The organism is Halomonas sp. ALS9, assembly GCF_001651035.1.
Classification (GTDB): Bacteria; Pseudomonadota; Gammaproteobacteria; order Pseudomonadales; family Halomonadaceae; genus Vreelandella.
Genome location: NZ_LXRG01000054.1, coordinates 247,495 through 274,460, shown reverse-complemented (window position 1 = coordinate 274,460; position 26,966 = coordinate 247,495). Strand labels below are relative to the sequence as shown.

At 54.4% G+C, this 26,966-nt stretch carries 37 protein-coding genes; 26 read left to right on the top strand and 11 right to left on the bottom strand.

The annotated features are described in order from the left end of the window. The 7 genes from A6R74_RS02845 to A6R74_RS02815 form a co-directional block, all read right to left on the bottom strand. Window positions 1-270 carry a hypothetical protein gene (locus A6R74_RS02845; RefSeq protein WP_064232949.1) on the bottom strand — a complete coding sequence of 90 codons (270 nt, stop codon included), beginning with the start codon at window positions 268-270 and terminating at the stop codon, window positions 1-3. Window positions 271-374: 104 nt separating this feature from the next. Beyond that, window positions 375-686, bottom strand: a complete 312-nt coding sequence (locus tag A6R74_RS02840) for a hypothetical protein (protein ID WP_064232948.1) — start codon at window positions 684-686, stop codon at window positions 375-377. 12 nt (window positions 687-698) lie between these two features. Continuing rightward, a complete protein-coding gene (locus A6R74_RS02835) occupies window positions 699-1,022 on the bottom strand; it encodes a hypothetical protein (RefSeq protein ID WP_064232947.1) in 324 nt (107 codons plus the stop codon). After that, window positions 1,019-1,330 (bottom strand): hypothetical protein, encoded by a 312-nt coding sequence (locus A6R74_RS02830; protein WP_064232946.1) that lies wholly within the window; start codon window positions 1,328-1,330, stop codon window positions 1,019-1,021. Before A6R74_RS02830 ends, A6R74_RS02835 begins: the two co-directional genes overlap by 4 nt. Beyond that, window positions 1,327-1,740, bottom strand: a complete 414-nt coding sequence (locus tag A6R74_RS02825) for a helix-turn-helix transcriptional regulator (RefSeq protein ID WP_064232945.1) — start codon at window positions 1,738-1,740, stop codon at window positions 1,327-1,329. The genes A6R74_RS02830 and A6R74_RS02825 overlap by 4 nt, the downstream gene beginning before the upstream one ends. 132 nt (window positions 1,741-1,872) lie before the next feature. Then, window positions 1,873-2,787: a hypothetical protein gene (locus A6R74_RS02820; protein WP_064232944.1), complete on the bottom strand. Its 915-nt coding sequence runs from the start codon at window positions 2,785-2,787 to the stop codon at window positions 1,873-1,875. Window positions 2,788-2,864: 77 nt separating this feature from the next. Continuing rightward, window positions 2,865-3,596, bottom strand: a complete 732-nt coding sequence (locus A6R74_RS02815) for a LexA family transcriptional regulator (RefSeq protein ID WP_082906569.1) — start codon at window positions 3,594-3,596, stop codon at window positions 2,865-2,867. Window positions 3,597-3,668: 72 nt separating this feature from the next. On the opposite strand from A6R74_RS02815, the gene A6R74_RS22140 reads away from it, so the two are divergent. From A6R74_RS22140 to A6R74_RS02780, 10 genes are read left to right on the top strand one after another with little or no spacing between them, the layout of a single operon-like run. After that, entirely contained in the window at window positions 3,669-3,935 is a 267-nt protein-coding gene (locus tag A6R74_RS22140) for a hypothetical protein (protein ID WP_082906568.1), read from the top strand. A 40-nt stretch (window positions 3,936-3,975) separates the two neighbouring features. Continuing rightward, a complete protein-coding gene (locus A6R74_RS02810; RefSeq protein ID WP_064232943.1) occupies window positions 3,976-4,305 on the top strand; it encodes a hypothetical protein in 330 nt (109 codons plus the stop codon). Between the two features lie 4 nt (window positions 4,306-4,309). Then, entirely contained in the window at window positions 4,310-4,717 is a 408-nt protein-coding gene (locus A6R74_RS02805; RefSeq protein ID WP_064232942.1) for a hypothetical protein, read from the top strand. Beyond that, entirely contained in the window at window positions 4,704-5,723 is a 1,020-nt protein-coding gene (locus tag A6R74_RS02800) for a hypothetical protein (RefSeq protein ID WP_064232941.1), read from the top strand. Before A6R74_RS02805 ends, A6R74_RS02800 begins: the two co-directional genes overlap by 14 nt. Next, on the top strand, window positions 5,717-6,445 hold the full coding sequence (locus tag A6R74_RS02795) for a hypothetical protein (protein WP_064232940.1): 729 nt from the start codon (window positions 5,717-5,719) through the stop codon (window positions 6,443-6,445). Before A6R74_RS02800 ends, A6R74_RS02795 begins: the two co-directional genes overlap by 7 nt. 2 nt (window positions 6,446-6,447) lie before the next feature. Then, window positions 6,448-6,606, top strand: coding sequence for a hypothetical protein (locus A6R74_RS22720; RefSeq protein WP_165603346.1), 159 nt, complete (start codon window positions 6,448-6,450; stop codon window positions 6,604-6,606). Next, complete coding sequence (locus tag A6R74_RS23195; protein WP_276204767.1) at window positions 6,594-6,722, top strand: hypothetical protein; 129 nt, start codon at window positions 6,594-6,596, stop codon at window positions 6,720-6,722. The genes A6R74_RS22720 and A6R74_RS23195 overlap by 13 nt, the downstream gene beginning before the upstream one ends. Further along, the gene (locus tag A6R74_RS02790) at window positions 6,715-7,026 is read left to right on the top strand and encodes a hypothetical protein (RefSeq protein WP_064232939.1); all 312 of its coding nucleotides are present in this window, start codon (window positions 6,715-6,717) and stop codon (window positions 7,024-7,026) included. Before A6R74_RS23195 ends, A6R74_RS02790 begins: the two co-directional genes overlap by 8 nt. After that, on the top strand, window positions 7,023-7,532 hold the full coding sequence (locus A6R74_RS02785) for a VRR-NUC domain-containing protein (RefSeq protein ID WP_082906567.1): 510 nt from the start codon (window positions 7,023-7,025) through the stop codon (window positions 7,530-7,532). The genes A6R74_RS02790 and A6R74_RS02785 overlap by 4 nt, the downstream gene beginning before the upstream one ends. Continuing rightward, window positions 7,532-8,092: a hypothetical protein gene (locus tag A6R74_RS02780; protein ID WP_064232937.1), complete on the top strand. Its 561-nt coding sequence runs from the start codon at window positions 7,532-7,534 to the stop codon at window positions 8,090-8,092. The genes A6R74_RS02785 and A6R74_RS02780 overlap by 1 nt, the downstream gene beginning before the upstream one ends. 160 nt (window positions 8,093-8,252) lie before the next feature. Here A6R74_RS02780 and A6R74_RS02775 read toward each other — a convergent pair whose 3' ends face one another. The 3 genes from A6R74_RS02775 to A6R74_RS02765 all read right to left on the bottom strand — a co-directional run bounded on the left by A6R74_RS02775 (window position 8,253) and on the right by A6R74_RS02765 (window position 14,249). Further along, the gene (locus tag A6R74_RS02775) at window positions 8,253-11,228 is read right to left on the bottom strand and encodes a TrlF family AAA-like ATPase (RefSeq protein WP_064232936.1); all 2,976 of its coding nucleotides are present in this window, start codon (window positions 11,226-11,228) and stop codon (window positions 8,253-8,255) included. Between the two features lie 122 nt (window positions 11,229-11,350). Then, window positions 11,351-13,450: a COR domain-containing protein gene (locus A6R74_RS02770; protein ID WP_064232935.1), complete on the bottom strand. Its 2,100-nt coding sequence runs from the start codon at window positions 13,448-13,450 to the stop codon at window positions 11,351-11,353. A gap of 61 nt (window positions 13,451-13,511) precedes the next feature. After that, complete coding sequence (locus A6R74_RS02765; protein WP_064232934.1) at window positions 13,512-14,249, bottom strand: hypothetical protein; 738 nt, start codon at window positions 14,247-14,249, stop codon at window positions 13,512-13,514. A gap of 319 nt (window positions 14,250-14,568) precedes the next feature. On the opposite strand from A6R74_RS02765, the gene A6R74_RS02760 reads away from it, so the two are divergent. The 14 genes from A6R74_RS02760 to A6R74_RS02695 all read left to right on the top strand — a co-directional run bounded on the left by A6R74_RS02760 (window position 14,569) and on the right by A6R74_RS02695 (window position 24,807). Beyond that, on the top strand, window positions 14,569-15,099 hold the full coding sequence (locus A6R74_RS02760; protein WP_082906566.1) for a glycoside hydrolase family 24 protein: 531 nt from the start codon (window positions 14,569-14,571) through the stop codon (window positions 15,097-15,099). 58 nt (window positions 15,100-15,157) lie between these two features. Then, a complete protein-coding gene (locus A6R74_RS02755; RefSeq protein WP_064232933.1) occupies window positions 15,158-15,481 on the top strand; it encodes a phage holin family protein in 324 nt (107 codons plus the stop codon). Continuing rightward, on the top strand, window positions 15,478-15,930 hold the full coding sequence (locus A6R74_RS02750; protein WP_064232932.1) for a hypothetical protein: 453 nt from the start codon (window positions 15,478-15,480) through the stop codon (window positions 15,928-15,930). The genes A6R74_RS02755 and A6R74_RS02750 overlap by 4 nt, the downstream gene beginning before the upstream one ends. A gap of 259 nt (window positions 15,931-16,189) precedes the next feature. Next, window positions 16,190-16,750 (top strand): terminase small subunit, encoded by a 561-nt coding sequence (locus A6R74_RS02745; protein WP_205634131.1) that lies wholly within the window; start codon window positions 16,190-16,192, stop codon window positions 16,748-16,750. Then, the gene (locus tag A6R74_RS02740) at window positions 16,716-18,641 is read left to right on the top strand and encodes a phage terminase large subunit family protein (RefSeq protein ID WP_082906563.1); all 1,926 of its coding nucleotides are present in this window, start codon (window positions 16,716-16,718) and stop codon (window positions 18,639-18,641) included. Before A6R74_RS02745 ends, A6R74_RS02740 begins: the two co-directional genes overlap by 35 nt. Then, window positions 18,638-18,859 carry a hypothetical protein gene (locus A6R74_RS02735; protein WP_064232930.1) on the top strand — a complete coding sequence of 74 codons (222 nt, stop codon included), beginning with the start codon at window positions 18,638-18,640 and terminating at the stop codon, window positions 18,857-18,859. The genes A6R74_RS02740 and A6R74_RS02735 overlap by 4 nt, the downstream gene beginning before the upstream one ends. Before the next feature lie 2 nt (window positions 18,860-18,861). Next, the gene (locus tag A6R74_RS02730) at window positions 18,862-20,514 is read left to right on the top strand and encodes a phage portal protein (protein WP_064232929.1); all 1,653 of its coding nucleotides are present in this window, start codon (window positions 18,862-18,864) and stop codon (window positions 20,512-20,514) included. 14 nt (window positions 20,515-20,528) lie between these two features. Then, window positions 20,529-21,758 (top strand): S49 family peptidase, encoded by a 1,230-nt coding sequence (locus A6R74_RS02725; RefSeq protein WP_240488147.1) that lies wholly within the window; start codon window positions 20,529-20,531, stop codon window positions 21,756-21,758. A 51-nt stretch (window positions 21,759-21,809) separates the two neighbouring features. Further along, window positions 21,810-22,163 (top strand): head decoration protein, encoded by a 354-nt coding sequence (locus A6R74_RS02720; protein ID WP_064232928.1) that lies wholly within the window; start codon window positions 21,810-21,812, stop codon window positions 22,161-22,163. A 56-nt stretch (window positions 22,164-22,219) separates the two neighbouring features. After that, a complete protein-coding gene (locus A6R74_RS02715; RefSeq protein WP_064232927.1) occupies window positions 22,220-23,245 on the top strand; it encodes a major capsid protein in 1,026 nt (341 codons plus the stop codon). A 54-nt stretch (window positions 23,246-23,299) separates the two neighbouring features. Continuing rightward, entirely contained in the window at window positions 23,300-23,506 is a 207-nt protein-coding gene (locus A6R74_RS02710; protein WP_064232926.1) for a hypothetical protein, read from the top strand. Beyond that, window positions 23,506-23,826: a head-tail joining protein gene (locus A6R74_RS02705; protein ID WP_240488146.1), complete on the top strand. Its 321-nt coding sequence runs from the start codon at window positions 23,506-23,508 to the stop codon at window positions 23,824-23,826. Before A6R74_RS02710 ends, A6R74_RS02705 begins: the two co-directional genes overlap by 1 nt. After that, window positions 23,823-24,395 (top strand): phage tail protein, encoded by a 573-nt coding sequence (locus tag A6R74_RS02700; RefSeq protein ID WP_064232925.1) that lies wholly within the window; start codon window positions 23,823-23,825, stop codon window positions 24,393-24,395. Before A6R74_RS02705 ends, A6R74_RS02700 begins: the two co-directional genes overlap by 4 nt. 1 nt (window position 24,396) lies before the next feature. Continuing rightward, window positions 24,397-24,807, top strand: coding sequence for a hypothetical protein (locus A6R74_RS02695; RefSeq protein ID WP_064233175.1), 411 nt, complete (start codon window positions 24,397-24,399; stop codon window positions 24,805-24,807). 2 nt (window positions 24,808-24,809) lie between these two features. Here the strand turns inward: A6R74_RS02695 and A6R74_RS02690 are convergent, their stop codons facing one another. Further along, window positions 24,810-25,295 carry a hypothetical protein gene (locus A6R74_RS02690; protein WP_125410278.1) on the bottom strand — a complete coding sequence of 162 codons (486 nt, stop codon included), beginning with the start codon at window positions 25,293-25,295 and terminating at the stop codon, window positions 24,810-24,812. A 61-nt stretch (window positions 25,296-25,356) separates the two neighbouring features. On the opposite strand from A6R74_RS02690, the gene A6R74_RS02685 reads away from it, so the two are divergent. After that, on the top strand, window positions 25,357-26,349 hold the full coding sequence (locus tag A6R74_RS02685; RefSeq protein WP_064232923.1) for a hypothetical protein: 993 nt from the start codon (window positions 25,357-25,359) through the stop codon (window positions 26,347-26,349). A gap of 72 nt (window positions 26,350-26,421) precedes the next feature. Continuing rightward, complete coding sequence (locus A6R74_RS02680; protein WP_064232922.1) at window positions 26,422-26,919, top strand: hypothetical protein; 498 nt, start codon at window positions 26,422-26,424, stop codon at window positions 26,917-26,919. The last annotated feature ends 47 nt before the right edge of the window (window positions 26,920-26,966 follow it).

Genomic DNA, 26,966 nt, shown 5'->3' with positions numbered 1-26,966 from the left:
TCAGTTACCTCCTAACTGCTTAAGCGGGCGTGACAAAGCGTTAATGTTGGCCAGGATGATTGCCTTCCGTCGCTCTGCTATTTCGTGAGATTTCGCGTTCTGCTCGGCGAGGTGTGCTTTCATGTCCACGTGAGCGACTAGCGCTTGCCCGCGTTTGCCTTCGTGGTAGCGCCGCGAAACGGTCGAGACATGAATCCCGTGGCGTTTTGCCAGCTCGCTAAGCGTTACTCGCTCGCCAGTGGCGGGATCTTTCGTGTATATCGCGCTCATGACTGCACCTCGCTGTCCTCATTTTTTTCGCCGGCGTCGCCCTCTGCTGGCGCTGGCGTTTTGAATATCCGGTCAAACTGTTCGTCAAAATTCATAGCGGGCCTCTACATGCCGCCAATGGCGCGCTGGGTGTCTTCGGCGGGGTAGTTGGGGTTGTGATAGCAAAACTCCGAGCGGATCCGATGGGGGAAGTGGTATCCATCGCAGTAGCATGTCTGGTACCGCCAGCCACGCCGATCCGCCCACTTGTCGATACGCAGCGTGTCGAACTCCCCACAGCTTTTGCAGCGGATGCGGCGTAGGTACTCAGCGGGGTGCTTGGCTTTTACCTGGCGAGCACCGCACGAACGGCACCGACAATGGCGGCGGCGGTTGCCGACGATGATTCGCTGGCCAAGCCGGTTGAGCATGTACATACGCCAGCCCCCTCAAAACTGAACCAGTTGCTGAAACGGCACCGTGTCGGGCATGGCCAGCTGTGCCGGTGAGTTGCCACCTGTATTCAAAGAGGGGGCAGCAGGGCGCATGCCTGGGCAACTTTCCTCGGCAATCCCTTTGTAGTCCGGCTGGCCGGTGCGCTGTTCCAGCGGTACGCCGCGGGCTTCTTCGGCGGCCCAGATCGCGACATCCGTGCAGTAGCTAACCAGCCAGTCGGATTGCTCTTCCGCTTCGCTCTGGGATAGCTGGCCCAGGACGGTGACAGCTAGGATCATGAAGGCCGCCCAAACGGCTTTGGTGGCTTGGCAGCTCATGAAACACCCCCTTGGCTGCCATTCAGCAAGCTTCTGAGGTGATCGCAGATTTCGATAAGTGCCGGGTCTTTGCCGTAAAAGCAGTCAAAACGACGATGACTTACGTGCTGTGCGCTATGAGCGGCCAGCCAGGTATGACAAAAGATGCCGTGCTGGGTGGTTTCGAGCAGGACGGCGTAATGGCCTTGCAGATTGATAGCCACCGCCATCATTTGGCAGTCAGCGATTAACGCCAGGAACTCCCTGGGTAGGCCATTGCTTTCGAACATCTTGCGGGTGCGTGCATCGATAAACGTGGTGACTTTCATGAGTACACGCTCCCCACGTCACGACGTGACACGTTACGGCTGGCGCTGACTTGCTGGCGCGTGCGAGCCGGTGGGCGGTTACGCATGGCTTCCGTATCGGCATTGATGCCGCTGACAAGCAGGGCGATAAGAAGGGGAGCGATCCAGCCGCGGCGCATGGCTTCGGCAACGGCGCCAGCGGCTTTGTAGGTGCCCAAATGCCAGTAGAGAGCTTCAGCCACCGTGCGAATTGATGCCGGAGAAACACCGCGAATTTTGGCGATTTCTTTTTGAGTTAAGCCAGCAGCTAGCCCCGCTGCTACCTGTGCTTGTACTCGAGTAGGCAGTCCGCTATTGCGTGAGCCGTAATAGCAGCACCAACCTGAAAGGCTGATGAATTCAGCATATGGCTCTGATTTAAGGTTTTGCATACCGGGCCTCGTGGTTCACGTTGAGTACACTAATCGTGAACCATAGGTACTCGTCTATCAAGTACCAAAAGTACATTATTTTTTTTGGACAAAAAAAAGCCCGCAGTTGGCGGGCTTGTGCGTCGTATAAAATTATTGCCTTGGAAGGGATCTTGTCTGGTACATCGAAGCTATCATTTGAGCTTCATTCTGACCACCAGACAAAACGCCAGCTTTCTTCAAGATATAAGTCGGGAACTTAGTAGGAAGGTATGTCTCACGAAACCATCTACGAAATTCTGGTAAGGCTGCTTCTGGATAAGCGGCAGGCTTTTGAGGGTTACTCATTGATTGAGGGTAATATTCGGGATATATGTGTTCATATTGTATACGTTCGCCAAAATGTGCTGCCAATTCATTTGCTTTCCAATGTTTTGCCCAGGTTTGTCCAACGCTAATATCGGGTATTGTACGGTCGTTTACACTTAAGCCAGCGTTGATCAAGTCAACAGCCAAACCTGAAATTTCTTGAAAAATCGAAAAATATCCTACTGGTACGGAATTACTTAATATAGATACCCGATCATGGTGGTACTTCCATTTATCTGAAGGAGTGTATTGCAGTGCATCATAGATGAAACTGCGCAAACCATATGTTGAGAAGTCCCTAAAACTTTGTAGGGCTCTGGGGTTAGGTGTTCGAGCCTCAAAAGCGTAATATTCGATGATGGCCATACATACAATGTCAGGGTATGCATAATGTGGCGATCCATCTTTAGTAATTTCTATGTACAGACTTGGTTCATTAAAGCCCTGAGCTGCCAGCCGTTCCTTTAGAAACGAAAGCCTATCTTTGGTAAGTACCGGGTTGTTAAAGTTTGCAGACCATTCCTGGGTTATGTCGTAAAGTGAACTCCTTGGAGCGCCTGAAGCTTCAGCTAAGCCGCGTTGAGTCAAATAGGGGATGCCATTTTCAAGCACCCCCATTTCTACACCATTCACATCTCTTTCAACTTCGACAGTCAGATCGAGTGCATGCTGATATGGGGGGGGCGCGGGAAAGCTCATGGCTGCTCCTAAGGTTTTGTAATCAAATAAGAAAATGGTTGCAGCGACAGTGTTACTTTATACAGTTAATTGTGGTTTCAAGGCATATGCCTTGATGGCTTCACAATAGCTCCAACATAGTGGATATGTTCAACCTCGTTTTCCATTAGGTAGACCGGTTCAAAATCATCATTAATGCTGTCAAAGCGGTACTGCCCATCCCTTAACCAAAGAAAGATCTTAATCATGCACTGGCCATCATGAGTACATACCAGCACCTCATCACCAGCGACATAGATCTGATTTGGCTCAATCACTACGTACTCATGATGCTTGATCCTGGGCATCATGCTGTTACCAACGACTTTCAAACCATATGCGTCAATATCACGGCTCTCAATCATCAAGTAGCCATCACCTTGCTCCACTGGATAATTCAGAGCCTCAAAATATCCGTTTGGCCCCAATTGCGCAGCTCCTTTTACAGGCACTCGCCTTGACCTGACTTTTACCTCAGGCCCTACAACATTGGTTCCTGAGCCATGATTCACGAGGGTAGGCTCTACAATCACATCTGGGCTTCTAGCTCCGCGACCATATTCTAGCCATTCTTCACGTACACCTAACCACCTCGATAGCTTTAACAGCTTATCGTGGGATGGGCGGGCCTCTCCATTGAGCCATTTGCTGGCAGCCTTGGGTGTTACTCCCGCCGCTTTTGCTACGCGGGCACCCATTCCATGTCCATCCCTGCCAGCTTCATTCAGTGCATTTCTTAGGCGGTCACTGAATTCCCGCATCTCATTTTGATGAACCATAGGTTCAATCATCTCACTCCTTGCGTGTACTTGCAGTACTTGTTTATCATGTACTAATAGTTCACTTATAGAGGTTTTATTTTCATGAGCGAATTGCGTAAAGCAATCGATATTATCGGCGGGCCAGCTAACTGTGCCCGTATTTGCGGCATTTCTTCTAGGGGAGTCTACAAATGGCTTCAACGTGGCTCTCTTCCAAGAACAGAGTACACGGGCGAAACCCAACATGCGCAGAAAATGGCCGCCGCTGCAAATGGAGCTTTCACCACTGAATGGTTACTCGAGCAAGCTGGCCCATCTCAGGATGAATCCAAGGTTAACTCATATAAAACCCGAATAGCTTCCTCATGAACGCGGTGAATACATATACAGGTATTTGTGAGGTGCCCAAATGCGCAAAACATTAGATCAGTTCATTGAGGACTCCAAGCCGCCCCTGGAGAAAATGGCGCAATGGGAAATAGAAAGGGAAATAGGCCTTTTAATCGAAGACATCATGGCCAAGAAAAGCAGCGCGCAGCTTCATGAAATCAGGGCTAGGAAGTTCAGGCAAGAAGCACAATTAGCGACCGAGGCCCTGAAACGATGCCGCCAGCGCCTCGGCTTACCGCTTTCTTCAATTCCAGAGTTAAGAACTAAGGCAAAAGCTCGTCAATCTCAGACCACTCTGGAAGATCAGCCGTCTTCGTTCGGATCACCTTACACGCCTCGGGAGGAATAGATACATGTTGAAACTCCCCAGCCAGCAAGACGAGCAAGTCATTCAGGTGCATTTCCCGAGTCTCACTTGGCCGCAAGTGGTGAAGTTCTGCAGCACGTGCTTGGAGTACTTCAATGCCATGAATTGGCAACCCCAATCTGCGGTAACGGCTATCCAGATTCAGCTCCAAAAACATTGCCATAAATTGCTTCAGTACTTCTCGGATGACCTGGGCTTCTTCTTGCCTTGTACATGTTTGGTAATCAATTTCTGCGTGATGGCATTCATCTCTGAAGTGGCTATCCCACAGAGCAAAGTATTCGTTTTCAGCCATGTCGCTTTCCTTCTATTAGTTGATGGTGTCGCAACTACCACCTTAGCGGTTGGCGATGTGGCTTTCTATTCAAGCGGGGTGATGTATGAGCCTGCTTAATCTGCTGGACAGGCCAATAGCCTTCAACCGCACGTTCGTTGACTTGGGCGTGGGCATTACCGGCGCTCTCATGCTTTCACAGTGCGTGTACTGGTCAACACGAACCAAAGACGATGAAGGCTGGTTCTATAAAACCCAAGCGGAATGGACGAACGAAACGGGCATGACGCGTCGGGAGCAGGAAACAGCCCGTAAGAAGTTGGTCAGTAAGGGCTATTTAAAAGAGGCGCGTCGCGGCGTGCCTTGCAAAACCTACTACCGACTGGATCGCGAAGCGATAGAAGTCGACCTGATTCAACTTGCACAAAAGCGCCATTCCAGTCTGGCGGAATCCGCCAATCAGGAATGCAGGAAAGCGCCATCCAGTATGGCGGAATCCGCCAAACAAGATTGCACAAACCCGTCAGACAGTGATGGCGGAATGCGCCCAACTATTACAGAGACTACAGCAGAGACTACGGCAGAGAGTACGCAGATTGCGCCTGGGGCTAGCCCAGCCGCTGCCGGGGGGGATGACCTGGCCGCTGACGAACCGGAAGCAAAACCCGAAGCTGAAACCGCTGGCGCTCAGGAATCCGCCGATGATCTGCTGGCGCGTATCCCCAGCGATATGCCTGGCACCCGCGACCCCACCGCCAAAACCTTCAAACCCTGGGCCAACTATGCCTGTGCTTACCGTGCCCGTTACGGCACCTGGCCGGTGTGGAACCAGAAAGTGGGCGCGAACATGAGCCAGTTGGTTGACCGAGTAGGAGCAGAACGTGCCCCTGGGGTGGCCGCCCACTACGTGAAGCTGAATAACCAGTATTACACCGCCCGAATGCACCCTGTGGGCCTGTTGTTGCAGGACTGCGAGGCGATCGCCACTCAGCTCGCCACGGGCCAGCAGGTGACCCAGGCCAGGGCGCGCCAGCTGGACAGCACGCAATCCAACCTGAGTAACGCCGAAGAGGCCAAGCGCATCATGGCCGCCCGGCGCCAACAGCAGGAGTCTTCATCATGCTAACCGCCCAAGAGTCTGACCAGGTGCTTGAACTGGTTTACGCCACGGCCGAGGTGCTGGGCCAAGAGATCCGCCCAGCTGCCGCGGTATTGATCACTGACGACCTAAGCGGCTACCCGTTTACTGAGATCCGCCGCGCCTTGGCACGCTGCCGTGCCGAGCTACACGGCAAGCTGACCTTGGCCGCGATCGTTGACCGTTTGCCCAGCGCTAAGGCGCACTTGCTGCCCAATGAGGCCTGGGCGCTGGCGCTGCGCAGCATTGATGAGAGCGAAACCGTGGTATGGACACCGGAAGTTGCCCGCGCTTTTGCCGTGGCCAAGCCGGTACTGAACGGCGGTGACCAAGTGGGGGCGCGTATGGCCTTCCTGGCGGCATACGAGCGGGAAGCCGAAACCGTTAAAGCGGAAGGGCGCCAGCCCGTTTGGGAGGTGTCGTTGGGGCATGACCAGCAACGCCGTGAAATGGTGCTTCAGGAGGCCGTGGACGCAGGCAAGCTAGCCGCGCCTAAGGTGGCGCACCTGTTGCCGCCCCCTGAAAAGCCGTTAAGCGAGGAAGGTAGGCGTCAGCGTAAGCGCATGGTTGGCCAGCTACGCGAGCTCATCAATAAACCTGGCGATGCCAAGGCGCGTCAGCGTCGCGAACAAATCGAGCGCGAAGAGGCCCGCCGTCGTGAACTGCTGGAACAAGCGGGCGCGCCGCTAGCTGCAATGGGAGGGCATTAATCATGTTAAGCCGTGTTTATCACCGGCCTAAGTGCCCGGCCTGCCAATACCGCAAAAGCGCTGCCGACTTCCGCGACCCCGGTACCGGTGAACAGCTACCAGCGTGCAAGCAGTGCATGCGCAAATCCCAACGGGGAGGTGGGCAGCGATGGATGGCATGAGCTGGTTTCTGTTGGGTGTGCTGGCGGGTGTGTTTATCGCGGTGGCCTGTGCTGCTGGCGCCTTTTGCAAGAGAGTCGAAGAGCTGAACGATCAAGGGGAGCATGACGATGGGTGAAGCATTGAAAGGTGGCCAGCAGGCACGCCGTGCCGCGTTATTGTGCCAAAACGTGCGGTTCGGTTTGTATCTGGATTGCCGCCGCCGCCAGGCAAAAGCGCTTGAATATTGGCAACTGCCCGATGGTACCCACAGCCCGGAAGATTGCGCTGATTTCATCCGTCATTCGTGTGGCATCCAAAGCCGCGCCGAGCTGGATCATAATGACACGGCGCGGGCCATGCTGGAGCGGATCGTTGCCGATTACCAACGCTGGGAGCGCCAGCAGCGAATGCTCGATCAGTTGGCCGGGGGGATGGCGTGACGTTACGAATCCAAAAACCCCGCCGTCCTCGAGCACTGACCAAAAGCGGTATGCCCCGGGCAAAGCCAGTTGACTGGGAAGGGCAGGAGCAGGCGGTGCTTATCCGTTGGCTGTATGGCGAGAAGATGCGCGGCCAACCAGTAGGCGAGTTGTTTGATGCCACCTTTCATGTACCCAACGGTGGGCACCGCAATAAGAAAACCGCAAGCGACTTAAAACGCCAGGGCGTAAAGGCAGGCGTTAGCGATCTCCCCGTTCGGCAGGCCCGCGGCGGTTGGTTTGGCTTGTACCTGGAGTTCAAGGCCACCCCGCCCAAGGATGCGCCGTTAGCCGATAGCCAATTCAAGTGGCTGGAAGATAGTGAGTACGAAGGCTACTGCGCGGTGATGGCGCGGGGACTAGACGAGGCGAAGGCAGTGCTTAGGGAATACGCCAGTTGGCCCCGCACGCAAATAGTGGGGGAACGGCTGGCGCTGGAAAGCGGTACCGAGTGGAGGAATGGGTGATGACACAGCAGAAGGGAAGCAGGATGCAGTTTGATGATTGGAAGCGGGTAGCAAACCCCTGGCGTGTCGTGGAGGCTGCGAAGAGTGATGAACGAGCGCGTGACGCTGCAGTATCCCGCATCATCGACACGATGTTGGAGCTGCAGCTGGATTGCCTTCATGAGAACCCAGGTTACCAGCCGTTCAGTGTGACGGCTCTAGCGGGAGAGATACCGGGCGGCGGTGGGCGTAGTGACCAGGCAATGTTGGCCGCGTTGCGCTACCACCCTCAAAGCGAGTGGCATAAAGCCTGCGGCGTACTGCTCGATCAACTGCCCAAACGCCAGGCCGCGGCGATGCTGATGCAGGCCGCCCGCATCCGTCCGGAGAAGATGGGCCATAGCATTTGGATGGTGACTGCCAGGCAGATGGTGGAGAGGCAGGAGGTGCTGCTTAGGGCGCTGGGGCTCAATGAGAGGGTAAGGCATTTTGAGAGTGTGGAGGCATTGCAGGTGGCGGGTAAGCGAGCGCGTAAGCGACTGTGGCAGGTGTTGGCGGTGGGGGAGGTCGGGCAGGAATAGATTGGAGTGCGTTGGCCCCAAATGATGGCCAACGCGCTTAGCTATCTCAATGCTCTAGAGGAGTGGGCATTAGGTACTGCTTTTGGCCAATACCGGCATGCCCCCAAGAGCCGTCACGATGTTGTATCTGTCGTGGACGGGCTTGCCATCATAGTCCAACCTATCGATCGAGACGGACGCGAAGACGCCTCGCTCGTTCACGGAAAGCGGCTTCGCCACCTTCAAGGATGTCACAAACCACCTTGCGGATCGCAGCGTCCTCTAGCCCACCCGATATATAGCTGATCGGAGGCAGACCACCTGAGAGATGCGGACCTGCTTCGGCGACGATGATCTGATCCGCATCGGAGTTGATCACGAGATTGGCGTTGTGTGTCACCATGATCACCTGGCGTTTCGCCTTCGCCTCGATGAACAGCGCTACCAGCTCGTCGAAGACCGACTTTGGATCAAGATTTTCCTCTGGCTGGTCGATAATCAGCGGTCTGTCGTCGGAATCGTCGAGCGCGAGGTAGAGCAGCAACAGGACGATCCCACGCGTGCCTGGGGACAACTTTCGGATATCGACACCGTCGTAGGAGATCTCGTAGCGAACGGCAATGTGTTCGGTTCCGAAAAGCCAGTGCGCGAACCGCTTCGACCACGCGCGGAATTCAGTTTGCTGCGCTGGGGAAAATGGCGCGTGCGATAAGAGGTCTTTCAGGTATTTTCCCATAAAGGCCGTCATTGCAGACTGAACCTCAGCGGCAGAGCCGGTTTCCCATGCAGATTTGAGCGATTTCGTCGCGACCGCGATCAACGAGCCGCGCCCGTAAAAAGGGCCCGCCTTACGCCGGTCGAGGAGTTCCTCTTCGGCAAATGCGCCCCAGGTCTGGACATCGGCAATCCTGCGGACTGAAAAACTCAGCTTTTTGAGCGTGCCCGATGATGAGGATAGTCGCTCCATGAGCGGTGCATACAGGCCAGCCAGCTCGTTTTGCTCGTTTATGATGGCCTCGAACACGCGGCCATATGTGGCATCGCGTTCAGTCTGCAAGTCCTTCCGTCGTGCTGCCGCGCCCTTGGCGTCAGTGAGACGTGCTTCCAAGGTCTCAAGCGCGGAATTCTCTTGCGCAATCCGCTTAGTAAGCGCTGCGTATTGCTCACGAACTAGCTTGTCCGCGCCGAATAGCGCTTCAAGTCGTGCCATCTCTGCTGTGATCGGCGCAAGCGGAAGCATCGTGAGATCTGCGTCATCGGCAATCAGGGCAACCTTGGGATCGCCGGTCGATGGCGGATCACCGTTGAGCCTGCGAACCTCGCCGTCGGCCCATGCGGTGTAGGCCGTGAGGCTAGTGTCGACATCGCCCTTATAGATCAGCAGGAACTCGTCCCACTGATTGGCACCTAGGCCACTGTTGTTGTGTCGCGCCTGGATCTGACGGAGCATTTCGGGCGCGCCGGTGGCGCGCATACTGCGAACCTCGTCCTGAAGAGCGACGTAGGTTCGGCGCTGATTGTTGTAGGCTTGTATTTTGGTTCTTAGCTTCTGCGCCGCCTCGCTGAGCTGGGTGTGCCTTGCGACCTGCGCTTCGGTACCCTTGACCACCAGCTTAGCCTGATCAGCCGTATAGCCAGTGATCAGTTTCTTCTTTTGCTCAACTTGCTTGCTCAGGCTGGCAACGAGGCTCTCTTTCTCAAGCTCGGTACCGATGCTTTCGGAGATGTCGGCGATAGCCTCCGCCTCACGCTCGCGGGCTTGCTGGAAGCGAGCGGTTCGTTGCTCGCGAAGCTCGGTGAAGTCAAGCGCCCACTCGCGGTCGTCCTGCGAGTGGGAATCGAAGATAACCCGCTCGATCTCATCGACGAGACCATCGGAGACACCCTTGGCCGAGCACAGCTCCTCGACGAATTGCTGAGAAAGATATCTCGCACGAGGGAACGACATATGGCCGTTCGCGTCACGGCCATCAAGCGCACGTGTCTCCTTTGCGCCGCCGCCCCAAGTCAGTGTCGCGGAGGCGTCCCCGATCAGTTTACGTGCGCGTGTGAGGAACGATGGGCTGGCGTTTTCGTCAGCCTCCCAGCCAGCTGGAGTTATTGCATCGCAACCAGCAGCGATCACATCGGCCAGTGCCGTCTTGCCTGATCCCCGCGCGCCAATGATGGCGACTAGGCCAGAATTGAGCGAAATCTCGGGCGTGGCCGCCCAATCTGCGTCCTCAAAGTGAACATGCGAGATGACCTGCGACGGCATTGCCGACCTTGGTGGTTTCTCGCCGACATAGGCCCGGCCTTCCGGGTCGATGCAGGCCTGTCGTAGGGCATCAAATGTCAGTGCACCCTTGATCCACGAGAAGCGATTGTCGACTGGCTGCCCAACGGACTCCTGGTCGTGGGAATCGCTGCCATGGAGACACGGCTTGCACCCGTCATAACGCGAGCGCAGTTCTTCGACACTGACGTTCCGTTGACCGATCCAGAATTCACGCTGTGCGGGGTTGCTGGAGAAAATGATGTGGGCGAATTTCTCTATTTCCTGGCGCACGGTCACGTCTGCGGCCTGACGGACGCCGGAAGTGCCGTCACTGGAACCACCAGCAACAGCGATCAAAATGTTCTTTTTCGCCCATTCGCTCTCGGCGATAACCTTTCGCAATTGATCGAAGTTGACTTTGAACTGTGTGGCGCCGTGTCGGAGCGCAGCGCCGTCGTCAGTGATGGTAGTGTCTGAATGTTTGCCCAGCTTTATCAGTTCTTCTCGCGTGCAGTCGAATCGGTCGCCAAAAGCATGGAATTGAAGGCGCTTCATGATGCGCTTCACCTCTAGGAGGTGTTCAGGGTCTTCAGGGCTGACCAACAAATGGACGTTTACGAAGCCCGTTTTCGCTGCCACGTCGAGGCGAAGCTCGATGTTAGGAAAGATTAGCGACACGTCGGGCAATCGGCCTGCGTCCTTATGCTGAAGGAATTCTTCGTATGTGTCGGTAATGTAGTAGTCAGTGACCGCGACCGCCTCGACCTTCGGCGTCAAGGCTTCGAGCGTCGAGAGGTAGGAGCTCCAGGGGTCGGATACACCGAACTGATTGTTGAGGATAGTGCCGGGCGCATGGATATGCGGCTCCCATCTATGCCATTCAGAACCGCGATTGATCACTTACATCTCCAGGTTATCATTCTTGTTTAGGTCACCACGACCCGATTCAATAGGATAGGCTTACTCCGGCTATAACCGGACACAAAAAGCGAAGCTTTTTGGGGGCAGAGTTAATGACATTGTTATGTCTTTTTCTTCAGTACTTTTTCAATCAAATAGTTAAGATTTACACCCACACCAAATATACTTGGCTTTAAATGAAGCGAAGAGTTTATTTTTTGCTCTAGCGATTCTTTTGTATCAAATTTATCTACAAGCTGATTCAACATTTCGATTATGTCATTTTCTTTACTCTCAAGCGTGCCATCGATACCCCCTAGTATTGAGCGAATATCCACAGATTCAAAGCTCTTCCGGCATTCAATAGTCTTCTTCCTCTTGCTTCTTGCGCGCTTAAGTATGCTCATATCAAAGTGATAAGGAGCGGAAGAGTCTATGCATTCAACGCAAACGCAGGGTATTCGCTCCGTAACTTTAGGGTGGTTCAATGACTGATGAATTTGATCTATTTCATTACGAATAATTGTGAGCAATTCTGCTTTTGATGATCCTTCTAGGGTAACGCTGATATTTCGCCCAAAGCGATCTGACTCAATAAGTGCATATGTATCTTCTTTTGATATGAGTACGCCGTTTTTCCAATAACTGCTGTTGTGGATTAAACGATGCAACCTTATTATGCTTCGCTCAATTATACCGGCTGGCATAAACTGATATTCGTACTTATAGGATAGCTCTTGTTCTGGCTTTTTGAGCACCCTCGGTGGTGCTGCTGGCAATCTTGTAGGAACAATGTAACTACCAGAATTCTTTATCTCAAAGCACAGCTCAAATTTCTTCAATAGCTCTAATAAGGCTGGATGTTTCTCTACGGGATAATCTTTCCAAACTCTCTTCAAAGTGCGGTTTGTAAAAAATCCACCACCGTCTATTACTTCCTTATCATCAAAAAGTATATATGCAGATGCCGTCGCCCATTCTGGTTTAAGAAACACTATCTCAGATAGAATTAGATTTTCTGAAAAATGAAGGAAAACACCTAGAACATGAAAATATTCACTTAGCCATTCAGCTTTTCTTTTATTAAGTCCAAAACTTGCACACACCTCAAAATATTCACTATAAGACATGTATGCCTTATTTGTATTTTCCAAATGTTCGCGAATTAGAACCCATGCAACAGGTACAATCTGATTAAAATGATCTAACTTTTCTACTTGTTTGACAATCTGCTTCTTGAGTTCATCAACGCCAGAATCATTAAGAGCGCTGATATTGAAAAATCCAACTATATTATCAAACTGTTTTGTAATCCGAGATGTGTCGATTTCTTTTGTTCGTTCGTCACATTTGTTCTGAACAACAATAAGTGGCGAAGAGTCGCTTAACAGGTTGACTATGTTCAGCCAATAGTCGAAGTTAAGAAAATCATCATCTGTGCGCGCGGTCCACAACAATACATAAACAGACTTCTTTGTTAAAAAATACTGATGTGTGGAGTGATATATCTCTTGACCTCCAAAATCCCAAAGATTGACTACATATTCTTGATCTTCTGGAGTTACTGTCCAGCGAAGAATGCTGATACCTTCAGTGCTAGGAGGCTTGTCATCGTGGGAAACTCCTAATACTGATCGACAGAGCTCTGTTTTTCCAACATTACCTTCACCGACTATAAGGAGTTTTGCCTCACAGAGAGTATATTTCTCTCCTTCGTCGATAGCGTGCAAGTAGTTTTTTAGTCCATCTATACTTCCATTCAATATTTCAAATGGAATATTCAGGTTGTTACCAACCACTGAGAGGACTTTTAAATTGTTAAGATTAGCTAGAGAGGGAGGTAATGATGTAAGCGCGTTTCGCCCTAAGTAAATGGTTGAGAGTGAGTCAATATCACCCAAACCATCTTCAATGGTTCTAATGTCGTTGTCATTAAAATCTATCCTGACCAAATTCCTTAATCTTCGTATGCCAAATGGAATGGTCTTAATCCGATTGTTTTGAAGGGATACTACTTTAAGATTTTTTAAATCAAATAAGAAATCCGGAAGCTCTTCAATATAGTTGGTAGAGAGATTGAGTACCTCCAAATCTGGCACCCTAAGTACACTGTTTGGCACTTCACGCAAGCCAAGTTTACTGAGATCAAGTCTAATTCCGCCTCCACTTAGACAATTCTGTAACCGGGTGTCAATCAATCTTTCTAGTTTATTATCATCCATGGAAGGATCTCATTTTGAGGAATAATACCAGCCCACAACGGCCACGTATTGATGCGCCTTGTTAGGCATAAATCTCCCAAGCTACCTCACAGGCCAAGTAATTCGATACCATAATTCGAATGATCACTCCTGGGAAGTCATCAATCGCAAGATAGCTGTATCGACCCTCCTGGACATCAACCCAGTCGTTGACCAAAACCCTTCGCTTTTCTGTAGAGCCAGACTCAGACCTCAAAGTTACTTCCATAGAGAACATGCGCTGCATATTACGTGATCCGATTTCGCCATAGAACTCTTGTATATGTGCTGCCATGAAAGATTCTTGCTGCTCTTTATGCAGCGTCTCAAGTGGCCCACACCAGAAATGATTTGGCTCATGCTGGCAAGGCTGACTTAATTCAAAAGCAGCATGACCCCGAGCGAGCTTCAGCATCACGTTTTTAACTCGATCCTCTTCCGGATCAAAAATAATCCTGTCATTAGCGATGTATTTTTGAGATTCGATTCTCGAGCGCAGTGCTGCTGATCTTTTCATTGCCCTCGCAACTGAAGGCCTTCTGATATCTTCCGGGTCGGTTGAACCGACAATCGCAGCCTCTAGCAGACAAACCAAATATTGTTCATCTTTGGAGAAACCTTGATTGCAGACCTGGCAAGCTCCTACGACGGGTAGGTTTTCCGGATAAGGTGGCTCCAAAAGAATCCGTGATGGCACATGATCCCTGGTATCAGCCTGCCCTCCGCAATAGATGCAGCCATTGATTAATCGTTCATCTGCAAAGTCTGATAGCTGATCCATTTATATGCCTAACATTGAGTATCGTGCCGTCTGCATAACACGGCTGAACCAGCTGTCGCTTCTGCCGGAAAGGCCGCTCAGGGCCGGTAACAGACTCTTAATTCACTTAATATAGGCATCTTACGATGCATTGGGAAGCTAAATCCGTCACTGCTTTCATCGAAAGAACCGTATAAATAAATTATTTGCTTCAGTGTCGTGATTCAGGCAGTATTTTATCTAAGTTGCACTAGCTCCGCGATTAGCCATCACTTTTTGAAGCCCTGCCGGTTACCCGGTGGGGCTTTTGCGTTTCTGGCTTTCCATCTCTGAGGTTGTCATGTCAGCTCACTCTCCTACTCATTGGCTTGAGGAGGCGGAACTGCTGCGCGTTGAGCCAGCACCGCCAAGAGATACCCGCGCCGGCAACGTGGCCGCCTTCCTCGACACATTGGCCTTTGCCGAAGGTACGCCACGCTTTGGCGATCAGAACGGTTTCAATGTGATTGTTGGCGGCAAGACATTCAACAACTACGACGATCACCCGCACCAGCTTGTTTGGCTGCCTGCTTATGAGATCCACTCCAGCGCAGCGGGGCGTTACCAGTTCTTGATACGTACATGGGATGACCTGGTAGAGCGGTTCCATCTCCCTGACTTTACGCCTGCTAGCCAAGATCTAGGCGCCGTTCATCTTATCCGTCAGTGCCAAGCACTTTCCCTGATCCATGACGGCCGTATCCGTGACGCCATCCACGCTTGTCGCAAAATTTGGGCGAGCCTGCCAGGTGCTGGGTATGGTCAGCGGGAGCTGGTGATTGATGAGTTGCTGAGTGTTTATAAAGCGGCTGGCGGCATTTCCATCGACTAACTGACGAGGCCCGCCCGAGAGGTGCGCCATGAACCCAAGACGAAAAGAGAAACGCCCTATGAACGGCAGAGATCCCAACTTCTGGCAAGGGCTGCTTGATTTTTTGCCTATCACTTTGGTGGCCATCCTGACGTTCACGATGGGATTTATTCGTGGCGTTCACGAGGGCGGCAGCCTAAAGAAGTCGCTGCTGGGTGCTTTGATGTGCACGCTTCTGGCGACGCCGCTGTTCCCCGTCTTCTTATGGATTGCTGAGTCTCAAGGTTGGCCACCCATCATTGCCTTCCCGCCGTGTGTGTTTCTGGCATTCCTGGGTACCGATTGGATTCGCAGTAAAGCAGACGACATCTATGAGGTTTTCATTGGGCGGTGGCGCAAATGATCGGCCAGCTTAAGCGCAATTTAATCGGCGTGGGTATAGGCGTAATCAGCATTGCTGCTGTGTATTTCTACTGGCAACACGTTACCGGCGAGCGAGACGCTTACCAAGCAGAGGCTGAGCACCAGCGTGAGCGTGCTGAGATATTGATCGAGCACCAGGAGTTGCAGCGCCAGCGCATCGAAACACTGAGCAACGCACTGGCTGAGCGTGAGCGCACGTTAAACACCATTGATGACGATATAGGCGCCAGCACCGGGGCCCTCGAACCATTGGGAGAACAAGATGCGAAAGCAGGTGACTGGCTTGATAGCGATCTGCCTGATGGGATTGTTGACTGGGTGCGCGAGCTTCAGCGATCAAGCGCTTCCAATGGAGTGCAAAAGCCCCCTGGTACCGGCACATCTAACCAACGAGCTGCCAGCGCCTACGAGGATCTTACAGAGCAATAAAGGGCTGCTGTTATTACTTGCTGAGTATGAGGCGCTACGCCGCCGGTTCAATGCAGACCGGACAGCGGTGGTGGAGATTTTAGAAAATGATTTAGGCGCTAAGTGAGGCCGTTGGCGCGCCAACCATGTGCTTAACTCGCTGTTTATCATTACAAAAAATCCACGGTTCCTCCTGAGCGGGTGCCTCTGCTGTACGGGGGCGCAGAGCCCCGATTTCGCGCTATTTATGAGATTTTTTTAATGCGAGGTTGTTGTTTAGATGTCGAGCAATAGACAACAATCACCAGAGCCATATTGGCTGAACAAAAGCCAGATGGCGGCAAGCTTGGGTATCAGTGTGCAAGCCTTTGATAAATGGGGCGTTAAGCCGGTGGCGAAGATCGGTCGAAGCGTCTATTTCGACTGCCGTTCAGTGCTAGATTTGAAGCTAGCTGAGCTAGAGGCGAAACAACAATCATCGCAACCTGGCGATGACGATATGGGCTTTGATCCGCTGCTCGAGCATAAGCGCGAACAGGAAGAGTATCTGCTGACCAAAGAGCGCCGGATCGGCCAGCAGCAGAAAAACGAACTAGCCGCTCGCAAGGTGGTGCCCAGCGAATTTGCCATCTTCACCTTATCCAAAATCGCGGCAGAGATCGCCGCCATACTCGACACGCTGCCGCTGACAATGATGCGTAAGCATCCTGATTTAGAGACGCGTCACCTAGATACTCTGATGCGGGAGCTAGCACGCGCCCGTAACCATGCCAGCGGCCTCGATAATATGTTACCGGAGCTGCTGGATGACTACTTCGACAGTATCGATTCAGCAGCTTAGGGAGTGGCGGCGATCAGTCCAGCAAGGGTTGTTAGCGCTGTTTCGACCTGCGCCGCTGACGGCTGTGGAGTGGGCTGACAAGAATTTCTACCTCTCCTCTGAGTCGAGTTACCACGAAGGGCGCTGGACAACGCTCCACTTCCAAATCGCGATCTTAAACGCGATGGGCAATGACGAGATCCGCACGGTGAATGTGGTGAAGTCGGCCCGCCTTGGTTACACCAAGATGCTGCTTGCCGCCGCCGGTTACCTGCTGGAGCACAAGAAGCGCAACATCTTAACGTTCAGCCCTACGGATACCGACGCCGAATCGTTCATGAAAACGCACATGGAAACCATGGTGCGTGATGTGCCGGTAGTGCTTGAGCTGGCGCCGTGGCACGGCATGAAGCATCGAGATAACACGCTTAGCGCCAAACGGTTCGCCAACGGCAAGCAAGTATTCGTTCATGGTGGCAAGGCTGCCCGTAACTACCGCGAAAAATCGGTGGATGTCGTCATCTATGACGAACTCGCCGCTTTTGATGAGGACATCGAAAAAGAAGGCTCGCCCACCACGCTGGGCGATAAGCGTCTTGAAGGCTCGACGTTTCCAAAGTCCATTCGCGGTTCAACGCCTAAGGTGCGTGGCCAGTGTCAGATTGAGGCGGCCGCTGAAGAGTCGCCGCATAAGCTGAATTTCCATGTGCCATGCCCGCACTGCGGTGAAGAGCAGATCCTCAAGTGGGGCGGCCCCGATGCTGGCTTTGGCATCAAGTGGGATGAGGGGAAGCCAGAAACCGCGTTCTACCTATGCGAGCACAACGGCTGCGTGATCAAGCAGCATGAGCTGCAGGATGAAAGCCGCGAACAAAGCGTCAAAGATGGCGTCTGGGTTTGTTCTGAAACCGGTATATGGACACGCGACGGGATTGATTGGTACGGCGCTGACCATGAGCCGATCCCAACCCCTGAGAGCGTAACGTTTTACTTATGGACAGTGCTGAGCCCCTTCACCACATGGGAGCGCATTGTGCGTGACTTCCTAAAGGCGAAGGGCTCACCCTCGAAGCTCAAGACTTTCGTCAACACCACGCTGGGTGAAACCTGGGAAGACGAGCTGGGCGAAAAGCTGGAATGGGAAACGATTTACGGTCGGCGTGAAGTTTACCCCCAGGTGCCCGATGCAGCTGTGGCACTGACGGGCGGCATCGACACCCAAGACGATCGCTATGAAGGCCGCGTTTGGGCGTGGGGTAAAGACGAAGAGAGCTGGCTGGTAGACCGCTGGATTCTCTACGGCGACCCTGCCGGGCCTGAGCTAAAGCGCAAGGTGGCGCAAAAGCTCCACCAGGGCTACCAACGAACGGATGGTAACTGGTTGCCGGTGATGCGCTGGTGCTGGGATTCAGGCGGGCACTACACCGATGAAGTCTACGCAATGAGTAAGCAGCAGGGCGCTTACTGGGTGATCCCGATCAAGGGCGCCAATAAGTACGGCAAGCCGATTGCCAATATGCCGCGCAAGAAGACTGCTAAAGGCGTTTTCTTGACCGAAGTGGGTACCGACAACGCCAAGGAAACGATCTACAACCGCCTCAAGCTTCAGCCGCAACCTGGCGTGGCGGTACCGGGCTGCGTCCACCTGCCCTCGAACGATCTCATTTGCGATGAGGATGAGATCAAGCAGCTCACTGCTGAAATCAAAGTCGCCAAGATCGAAAAAGGCCGACGTGTTTACCGCTGGGATGCAGGCGGCCGCCGTAACGAAGCCCTTGATTGTTTCGTGTATGCCCTCGCTGCCCTGCGGATTAGCCAGCAGCGCTTTGGCTTTGACCTCAATGACACCGCCACGCTGGCGCCGCGACCCAAGCGCAGGCGCTCCCGCGTGGCTAGAAAGAGCAGCTTATGACTACCGAAACCTATGCCGCACGCCTAAGCAAAGTGCGCGAAGCCATCGACAAAATCCTAAGCGGCTCGCAGTCGTGGCGCTTTGGCGATCGGCAGTACACCCGGGCAGACCTCCCCACGCTCTACAAAATGGAAGAGCGCTTTGAACGTATGGCCGCCAAAGAGAGAGCGGCTACCTCCTCGGGTGGTCGTAATCGCGTTCGCTACATTGGATTTTAATCATGGGCCTATTTAATCGCTTCAAGGGCAGTTCTGCTGAGCAAAAGCGCGACCAGCTAGTTCGCCAAGAGCTTGAACGCCTGGAATCTACGCAAGGCCGCACGCGCGCAAACAGTGGCAGCGAGACCCGGCACCGCGGCGCAAGCCGAATGATTCGCTCCATGCTTAGCTGGTTGCCTGGGCTGGGCAGCCCTCGGCAGGACACACCCACCGGCGAGCGCGAACTGCTGATTAGCCGTACCCGCGATGCTTACCGAAACCACATGATGGCGCGTGCCGCGGTTAATCGTGCCGCTACAAACGTGGTGGGCATGGGGCTAACGGTGCGCCCCAACGTAGACGGTGAATCACTTGGGCTAAGTGACGATGAAAGCGATGCGCTCAATGATGAGCTGGCGCGTGGGTTTCGCTTATGGGCAGAGGATCCAGCCGAGTGCGACATCGAGGCCGGACTTGATTTCTACATGCTCCAGCGGCTGGCCTTTATCAGTGCGCTTGTCAGTGGTGACGTGTTTGCCATGACACCCGATGATCAACGCCCTGGCTGCCTGTTTGGAACCAAGCTGCAGTTGATCGAAGCGGAGCGGGTCGGCAATCCATTAACCGACCTTCACACCCCGAATGAAGTCGACGGTGTGCGCACCGACAGACTGGGCAAGCCGACGCATATTCGCGTTTGCAGTGGTTATCCAAGCGACTACACCACCTCGCAGCAGTGGGAATGGTACCCGATCTTTGGCGCCCAAACGGGCCGCCGGCGAATTCTGCACCTGGTCAATGAAAAAGGGCGGCCAGGCCAAACCCGTGGTGTTCCCTATTTGGCCCCCATTCTTGAAGCGCTACAAAAGTTGGAGCGCTTCAGCCAAGCAGAGCTGACCGCTGCTGTGATCAGCGCCATGTTCACTGTGGCAATTAAACACTCGCCAAATGAAGATCCGAACATGGCCGCCGGGGGGCCCATGTGGAGCGAGGATAGCGATGATCCCAACAAGCCAGACCGGCCCGTCGTCAGCAGTTCTGATGACCAGCCGAGTGATGGCGATAACCTAACGTTGGGTGAAGGTGCTGTTTGGGATCTCGAGGAGGGCGCCGAACCGGTCACGATTAACCCTAACCGGCCGAACGCCCAGTTTGATCCGTTCTTCGTGGCCATCGTTAAAGAGATGGGCGCGGCACTGGAAATGCCCTCCGAAGTGCTTTTGATGCACTTCTCGACCAGTTACACAGCTGCCCGCGCCGCCTTCAACCAGCTTTGGAAGTTCATCAAGCAGCGCCGCCACCATCTTACGGTGCAGTTCTGCCAGCCAACCTATGAGCTGGTCATTGATGAGCTCGTGGCGCGTGGCCGTATTCAGCTACCTGGCTATAACGACCCGGTACGCCGCCGTGCTTATACCCGGGGCTTGTGGATCGGTGAACCCCTTGGCTCTCTGAATGAGCAGGTCGATGCCCGGGCCGCCACAGAGCGGATCGCCAACGGCACCAGTAACGAGCATATCGAGACCATGGCGCTGCACGGTGAGGACTGGGAAGACGTTCACCGTGACCGTGCCCGGGAAATACAGCGCAAGCGACTGGACAACGTGCCTGTCTATGTAGGCGGAAAGGTGCATTCAGAAGAGAAAGAACCCGCCAACGCAGACGCTGACGAATAAATCAGGAGACCCCCATGACACTGCCTCGCACCGCCTTCGAGCTGGCGGCTAGCCACACGTGGCTGATGACCGCTGAAGCACTCGATACCGTCATGGCCATTGCAGCGCGTGAAGGTGATGTTCAAGCGCTGGAAGCCAAGTTAGGCCGCCCGCTGGACAATACGCGCAGTGTCACCGTGCGTAATGGCGTTGCCATTATCCCCGTTAGCGGCCCTATTTTTCGTCATGCCAATTTGATGACTGAGATTAGCGGCGCAACCGCTACTGGCAGCCTAGCCACTGACATTCAGGCGGCGCTCGATAATCCATCCGTGAATACGCTGGTGCTGGATATTGATAGCCCCGGCGGTGAAGCGACCGGCATTAATGAACTTGCGGAGATGATTTATCAGGCGCGCGGTACCAAGCCAATCAAAGCCTATGTCGGCGGGCAGGCGGCCAGCGCCTCGTACTGGATTGCCAGCGCCGCCGATGAGGTGATCGTTGACGATACCGCCCAGCTGGGCAGCGTCGGCGTGGTGCTTAGCCTGCGTAAGCGCGAAGACCGGCCCGGCGAAAAGAGCTACGAGATTGTTTCCAGTAACGCGCCGAACAAGCGCCCTGATCTGGAAACCGAGGCAGGCCGTGCCCAGCTGCAAACGCGCACCGATGAGCTCGCGAACGTATTTCTCGACAAGGTGGCCCGCAATCGCGGCATTCCCCGTGAAGAGGTAAACGACCGTTTCCGCCAGGGCGGCATCGCCACTGGTGCACTTGCCGTGGCGGCTGGTATGGCCGACCGCCTCGGTTCACTAGAGAGCCTGATTGCCGAACTGGCGGGCTCCGTTTCAAAACCCAGCACCAAAAGGAGCGTCATGATGACGACCGTTAAAACGACCGCTGAGCTTCAAGCAGCCATCGAAGCGGGCACTGATCCCAGCACTATCCAGATTGCGGCCGCTGAAACCGTCGATACCGACAAAATCCGTGCCGAAGCGGCTGAAAATGAGCGAGCGCGTTGCAAAGGCATTCTTGACCTGGCATCGCCAGGCTTTGAGAAAGAAGTGGCCACCGCCATTGATGAAGGCGCCAGTGTCGAGGCGACGGGATTGGCGCTATTCAAAGCCGCCCAGGATCGCGGGATCAGTTTGCAGTCTATGCGTGCAGACGGGCAGGGCGCGCCTTCGGCCACCCCGCCGAAAGATGACGCCGAAGCGGCCGAACGCGCCGAAGGGGTCAATGCCATCACCGCCCGCTGGAAGTAACCGTCCGCCAACCGCAAGCCAATACCATTGATCGTTAAAGAGGACTTCATCATGGCTGGAATGACCGTCAAACCACACCCTAACCCCGCGGCTTTGCTATCAGGCGATTTCCCGCGCCGCTTCATGACAATCACCGTTGCCGCTGGCCAAGTACAGCCAGCTGGCGCCGTGATGGGTGAAGTGACTGCCGACGAGAAGTACATCTTGTCTGCGTCAGCCGCCGAAGACGGTAGTGCAACCCCGAGCGTCATTCTGTGGGAAGGCGTCGATGCGACGGATGGCGATGTAGAAGCCGAAGCGCTGATTTGTGGCGACGTGCGCGGTGACAAGCTCACCCTTGGCACTGGCCATACCGTCGCTTCAGTTCGCAAAGCGCTGCGTCACGTTTCCCTCTTCGTTCGATAACCCCGCTGCTATAGGCAGCCAGGCCCTTCATCGTTGATATAACCCAGGAGAAAACCATGGACTTGTTTGAACCCCGCACAATGCTGGAGGCGGTTGAGCAGATGAAGCGCGCCCGGCGTTTCCTTGGCACAACCTTTTTTGGTGCCAACCCGGTCAACTCTGTGACCCAGCACGTTGACATCGACATCCTTAAAGGCCAGCGCAAAATGGCGCCGTTTGTACGCCCTAACCGCCCTGGCAAAGTGGTTGATCGTACCGGTAGCGTTATGCGCAGCTATCAACCGCCTTACATCAAACCCAAGCTGGAAACTAACGCAGGCCAGTTGCTTGGCCATCGCCAGCCAGGTGAGCAAATCTATTCTGGCCGCACGCCGCTTCAACGTGCGGGGGATCAGCTGGCGCGGGACATGGAAGATCTGGATGACCAAATCAACCGCCGCGAAGAGTGGATGGTGGCGCAAGCCTTGACCAGCGGCCAGGTGGAAGTTGTGGGCGATGGTGTTGATGACATCATTGATTACCAGATGGCGGCCAGCCACCAGGTCACTGAATCCGTGCTGTGGACGGAAGCCACCGCTGACCCGATTGCAGACCTGCGTAAGTACAAGCGCCGCATCGCCAAAGACAGCGGCCGGACTGCAAATGCAGCCGTGATGAGCGCCGAGGCAGCTGACGCCTTCCTGGATAGTGAATCCGTCATCAAGAAGCTCAACACCCGTCGCATCGATCTTGGCATGATTCGCCCTGACGAGCTGCCGGACGGGGTGACCTATCTGGGCTACCTCAACGATCCTGGTGTTGATCTCTTCTCCTACGAAGAGTGGTACCTCGATCCAGAGAGTAATGAGCAGCCGATGATTCCCGCAGGTGGCTTGGTTATGGGGCCCACGTCCAGCCGTTGCGGCATGCTGTATGCGGCCATTCAGGACATGGAAGCCATCGAAGGCGGCATGTTCGACGTGGCGCGTTACCCGAAAAGCTGGATCGAGAAAGATCCCAGCGTGCGCTGGCTCATGATGCAGGCGGCACCGCTGCCAGGCTTCCATGAACCGGACGCCTTTGTTTACGCCAAGGTCGCTTAACCGCCCCGCTCAATGCGGGGTTTTTTGTGCCCCATAGACTAACAGGAGGCCGCTATGGCTAAACAATACGTGGTAATCCACGGACAGATTGAAAAGGGCAATGAGGTGCTGGCCAAGCTAGGCCAGCCTTACAAGCCTAAAAACAGAGCTGAAGAGGATCGTTTGGTGAAAGCGGGGGTGATTGGAGAAGCCACTGGTTCACAGAAAGCAGCCGAGTCCGACACCGACCCTTCAGCCAGCCAGGGCACGGGCGGTGAGTGATGAGCGTCTTTGACGATGAAGTACGCGAAGGTACGCGGGAAATACTGGAGGAGGCCGGTGATCCGGCTATCTTCATCGCGCTGAACGTCGACCCTGTTCCTGTCACTGTGATGCTCGATCGAGATGTGGAGCGCACCGTGGCAGGCATGCAGGGCGTAATAATGGAAGCCCGTACCGAGTTAACCGGTTACACCAGTGAACTCGGTGCTGGCGCCCGTGGTGATGTGGTGACGCTGAACGGCAAGGGCTGGCGGTTGGGCCAAAAGGCCCGCGAAGACGGTTACCTGGTGACCTGGATTGTGACGCCGGAGCGAACATGAGCCAAACCTCCCCGATCAAGATTACGGTGGATAGGCAGGCGATCCGCCGCATTGAAAGCGACCTGATGCACATCAAGAATGGCGCACCGCGCGCCATGAGCCGTGCTATCAACCACACGTTAGGCGTAACGCGTACCGAGGCCAGCAAAGAGATCCGCAAGCAGGTGAAGCTCAAAGCGGGCTACGTGCGCGACAAACTGACCGTTAAACGGGCCACCGTTAATAGCTTAAACGGTGCGATCCGAACGCCAACCCGGGGAACGCTGCTGACGCGCTACCCACACCGCGCCTACAAAGCGGGTGGGGCAGGTGTGCAGGTGAAACCAAGCGGCGGTAAAAAGCGCATGCCTGGCGCTTTCTTTATCCGGTTCGCCAACGGCGTACAGGCGATTGCTATTCGTACCCAATACGGCACTGGCCTGGGGCGAAGTGAAGGCATCAAGGTGCTTTACGGCCCCTCCACCAGCCAGGTGTTTAGCGACGTGAAAGATGACCTGCAGGCGCCCAGCGGCAATCGCTTAATGCAGCGCATGAGTTATGAATCAGAACGACTACTCAACCGGCAATGATATGACCCCTATCAGAGAGCAGATCATCGCAGCACTCGCAGAGCGGCTAAGTGCCGAGCGGGCGAACAGCATCATCGACGCCTTGCCCGCGCGCAGCCTTTGGGATGGCAGTGACGGCCTTGTGGAGCGCAACCGCTACGGCGGTGTGAGCGTGACTACCGAGGTAACGGTTGAAACCGTGCACCAGGCTGACCGCGACCACCGGCAATGGAGTACCCAGGGCAATACCATTCTGGCCGAGCTGATCTCCACGGCTACAGGCGCTGACCGAACGTTGGACGGGCTATGCGAGGACATCGCTTATACCGGCGGTACGATCTATTACCCCGAAGAGGGTAGCGACATTATTGGTGTGGATCTGGTTCTGGCGGTGCGCTGGTCGCATGCCGTGGGTGATCCTTATACGCAGTAGCGCTATTGCGATGTCCTATTGATGTGTTGCTTGTACTTGTCGAGAAAATCCTGGCATAGAGACTCTACTGGCACCTGCTTTTCATTGATATCGATATACCAGTGAGGGATCCCAGTGCCGTAGCCGCGCCAGAAGTTATCATCTCCCCAACTGGGCTCGCGATCGATAAGTTTGCCGTGGTGGTGTTGGTTTGTATTTGGCTTCATATGCTTGAGTCCATTACTGATCTCACGCAAGACATTCCATTCGGGGAACTGCTGCTTTAAATGATTCCGCATTCCTTCATCTAGTTTTTTGCCATTTTCTTTGCAATGCCAGTCGACGACATGATTGGCCGTCAAAACCGCGCTCAACAACAGTGCTGGAGAAGGTGTGTTTCGGTATTGCTCGAGCAACTCTTCTGCGATTGCCACCATATCAAGACTGCTTTCAGGCATTTTTGTAATAGGCACCTTATACCGTTCCTTGCTGAGTTCTTTGCCCGCCATGCGCGGGTTTTTTTATGCCCGCATGCCGGGCTTTTGACCACGTTCTATAGGAGGACGCCCCGTGGCGATTACCGACAACCCTAAACTGGAATACGAGTCCGGCCAATCCTTTAACGATTGGGAGCATCTAACGGATATCGGCGATGCCACCATCTTTGAGGCCACGTTTGCCCCTTGGAGCGGGCGTGCTGGCTTTGAGGCGGAAGTGCGCCCCTGGGGGCTGGCGACCGGTGGGCAGATCCGCGCCGGTACCGGCAATGACAATGTGACCGTGGCCGCATTGACCGCTTATATGCCGACTGCTGCCGGTGCTGCCAGCGATGGCTTGGTGCATGTAGCCAGTGCAGATGTGGCCATTGAGCGTGCCTCCACTGAAACCCATGTGGTTACCAGCATTACGGTGGATAACAGCGGCGCGCTTGTGGCCGTGGCTGGCGCCGAAGGGGCTACCTTCAGCGAGCAGCGCGGCGAACCGGGCGGGCCTGCATTCATCCCTGTGGACGCGGTGGAAATTGGCCAGGTACGTCTTGCCAGCGGAAGCGCTGCCCCGGTCAACGATACGGAAATTTATCAGGTGGTCGGCAACCACCAGGAGCGTTACGACAGCCCTGTTTGGCAAACCGATCCTGCCAGCGGGGAAGTCCACTTCGCAGCGGAACTGCCCAAGATCCATACGGGTAACCTGCCGAAGCGTGTCAGCATGAGAGGTTACACGCCGATCTTTGCCGAAATCCCTCGGGCCAGTAACTGGGTGCCCGCGGAAACGTCTCACTCCACCAACTCGACGCAGATCTATAACGGCACGCTGGGCAGCGTGTCGCAAACGCTCGGGCAAGCAAGCTTCACCTATTACGGTGAAGGGGATGCCACCGATCCGCTGGTTCGACTTAAAAACAATCGGCTGTGGTTTCGCTGGTACCAGAACCGCCACCGGGCACCATTCTCGCTGACCCAGGGCATTCTGGGCATCGGGCGAACGTACCCGGCAGGCGACCATGTGAATATCAGCTGTACCGTGTCTGCTGAGCAAGCCACCGTCGATTTTGAAGGCTAATGATGCCGACTAGAAGGCCTGCCATGGCGGGCTTTCATAGCTTTTTAAACAGCACTTATTGAAGGTGATGCCATGGAATTTGATGTAAACCGCTTCACCGGGGCCAGCTTTAAGCGCCGTGAAGAGGATGTGCCGGTGCCCGACCTGCGTGATTGGTTCAAAGGCGTTAAGGAAGGTGAAACCCCAACGTGGCGCGTGCGCGGCCTGAGCGGTGCGGAGTTGGCCAGCGTTAATGAGGCCCAAGCCCGCAACCGTAATCGCAATGCCATCGCGGAAGGGCTGCTATCCCAGAAAGATGCCAAGGTGACCGATGCCGTGCGTGAATTGATCGGCGCCGGTGACAGCGTGCCGGATGACCTGGCACGGCGGATTGAGATGCTGGTGATCGGCAGCGTAGAACCAGAGTGCAGCCACCAACTGGCAGTCAAACTGGCGGAAGCCTTTCCCATCGAGTTTTGGGAGCTGACCACCAAAATCACTCAACTGACCGGCCTTGGCAGCGAGCCGGGAAAGCCGAAGCGCTCTTCAGGCAGCCCGATATCCAAATCGCCCTCCAGCTCTGCGACCTGAAGGGCGAATTTCTGTTCCGCGTAAGGCCCGATCTGTTTCCCCTGGCG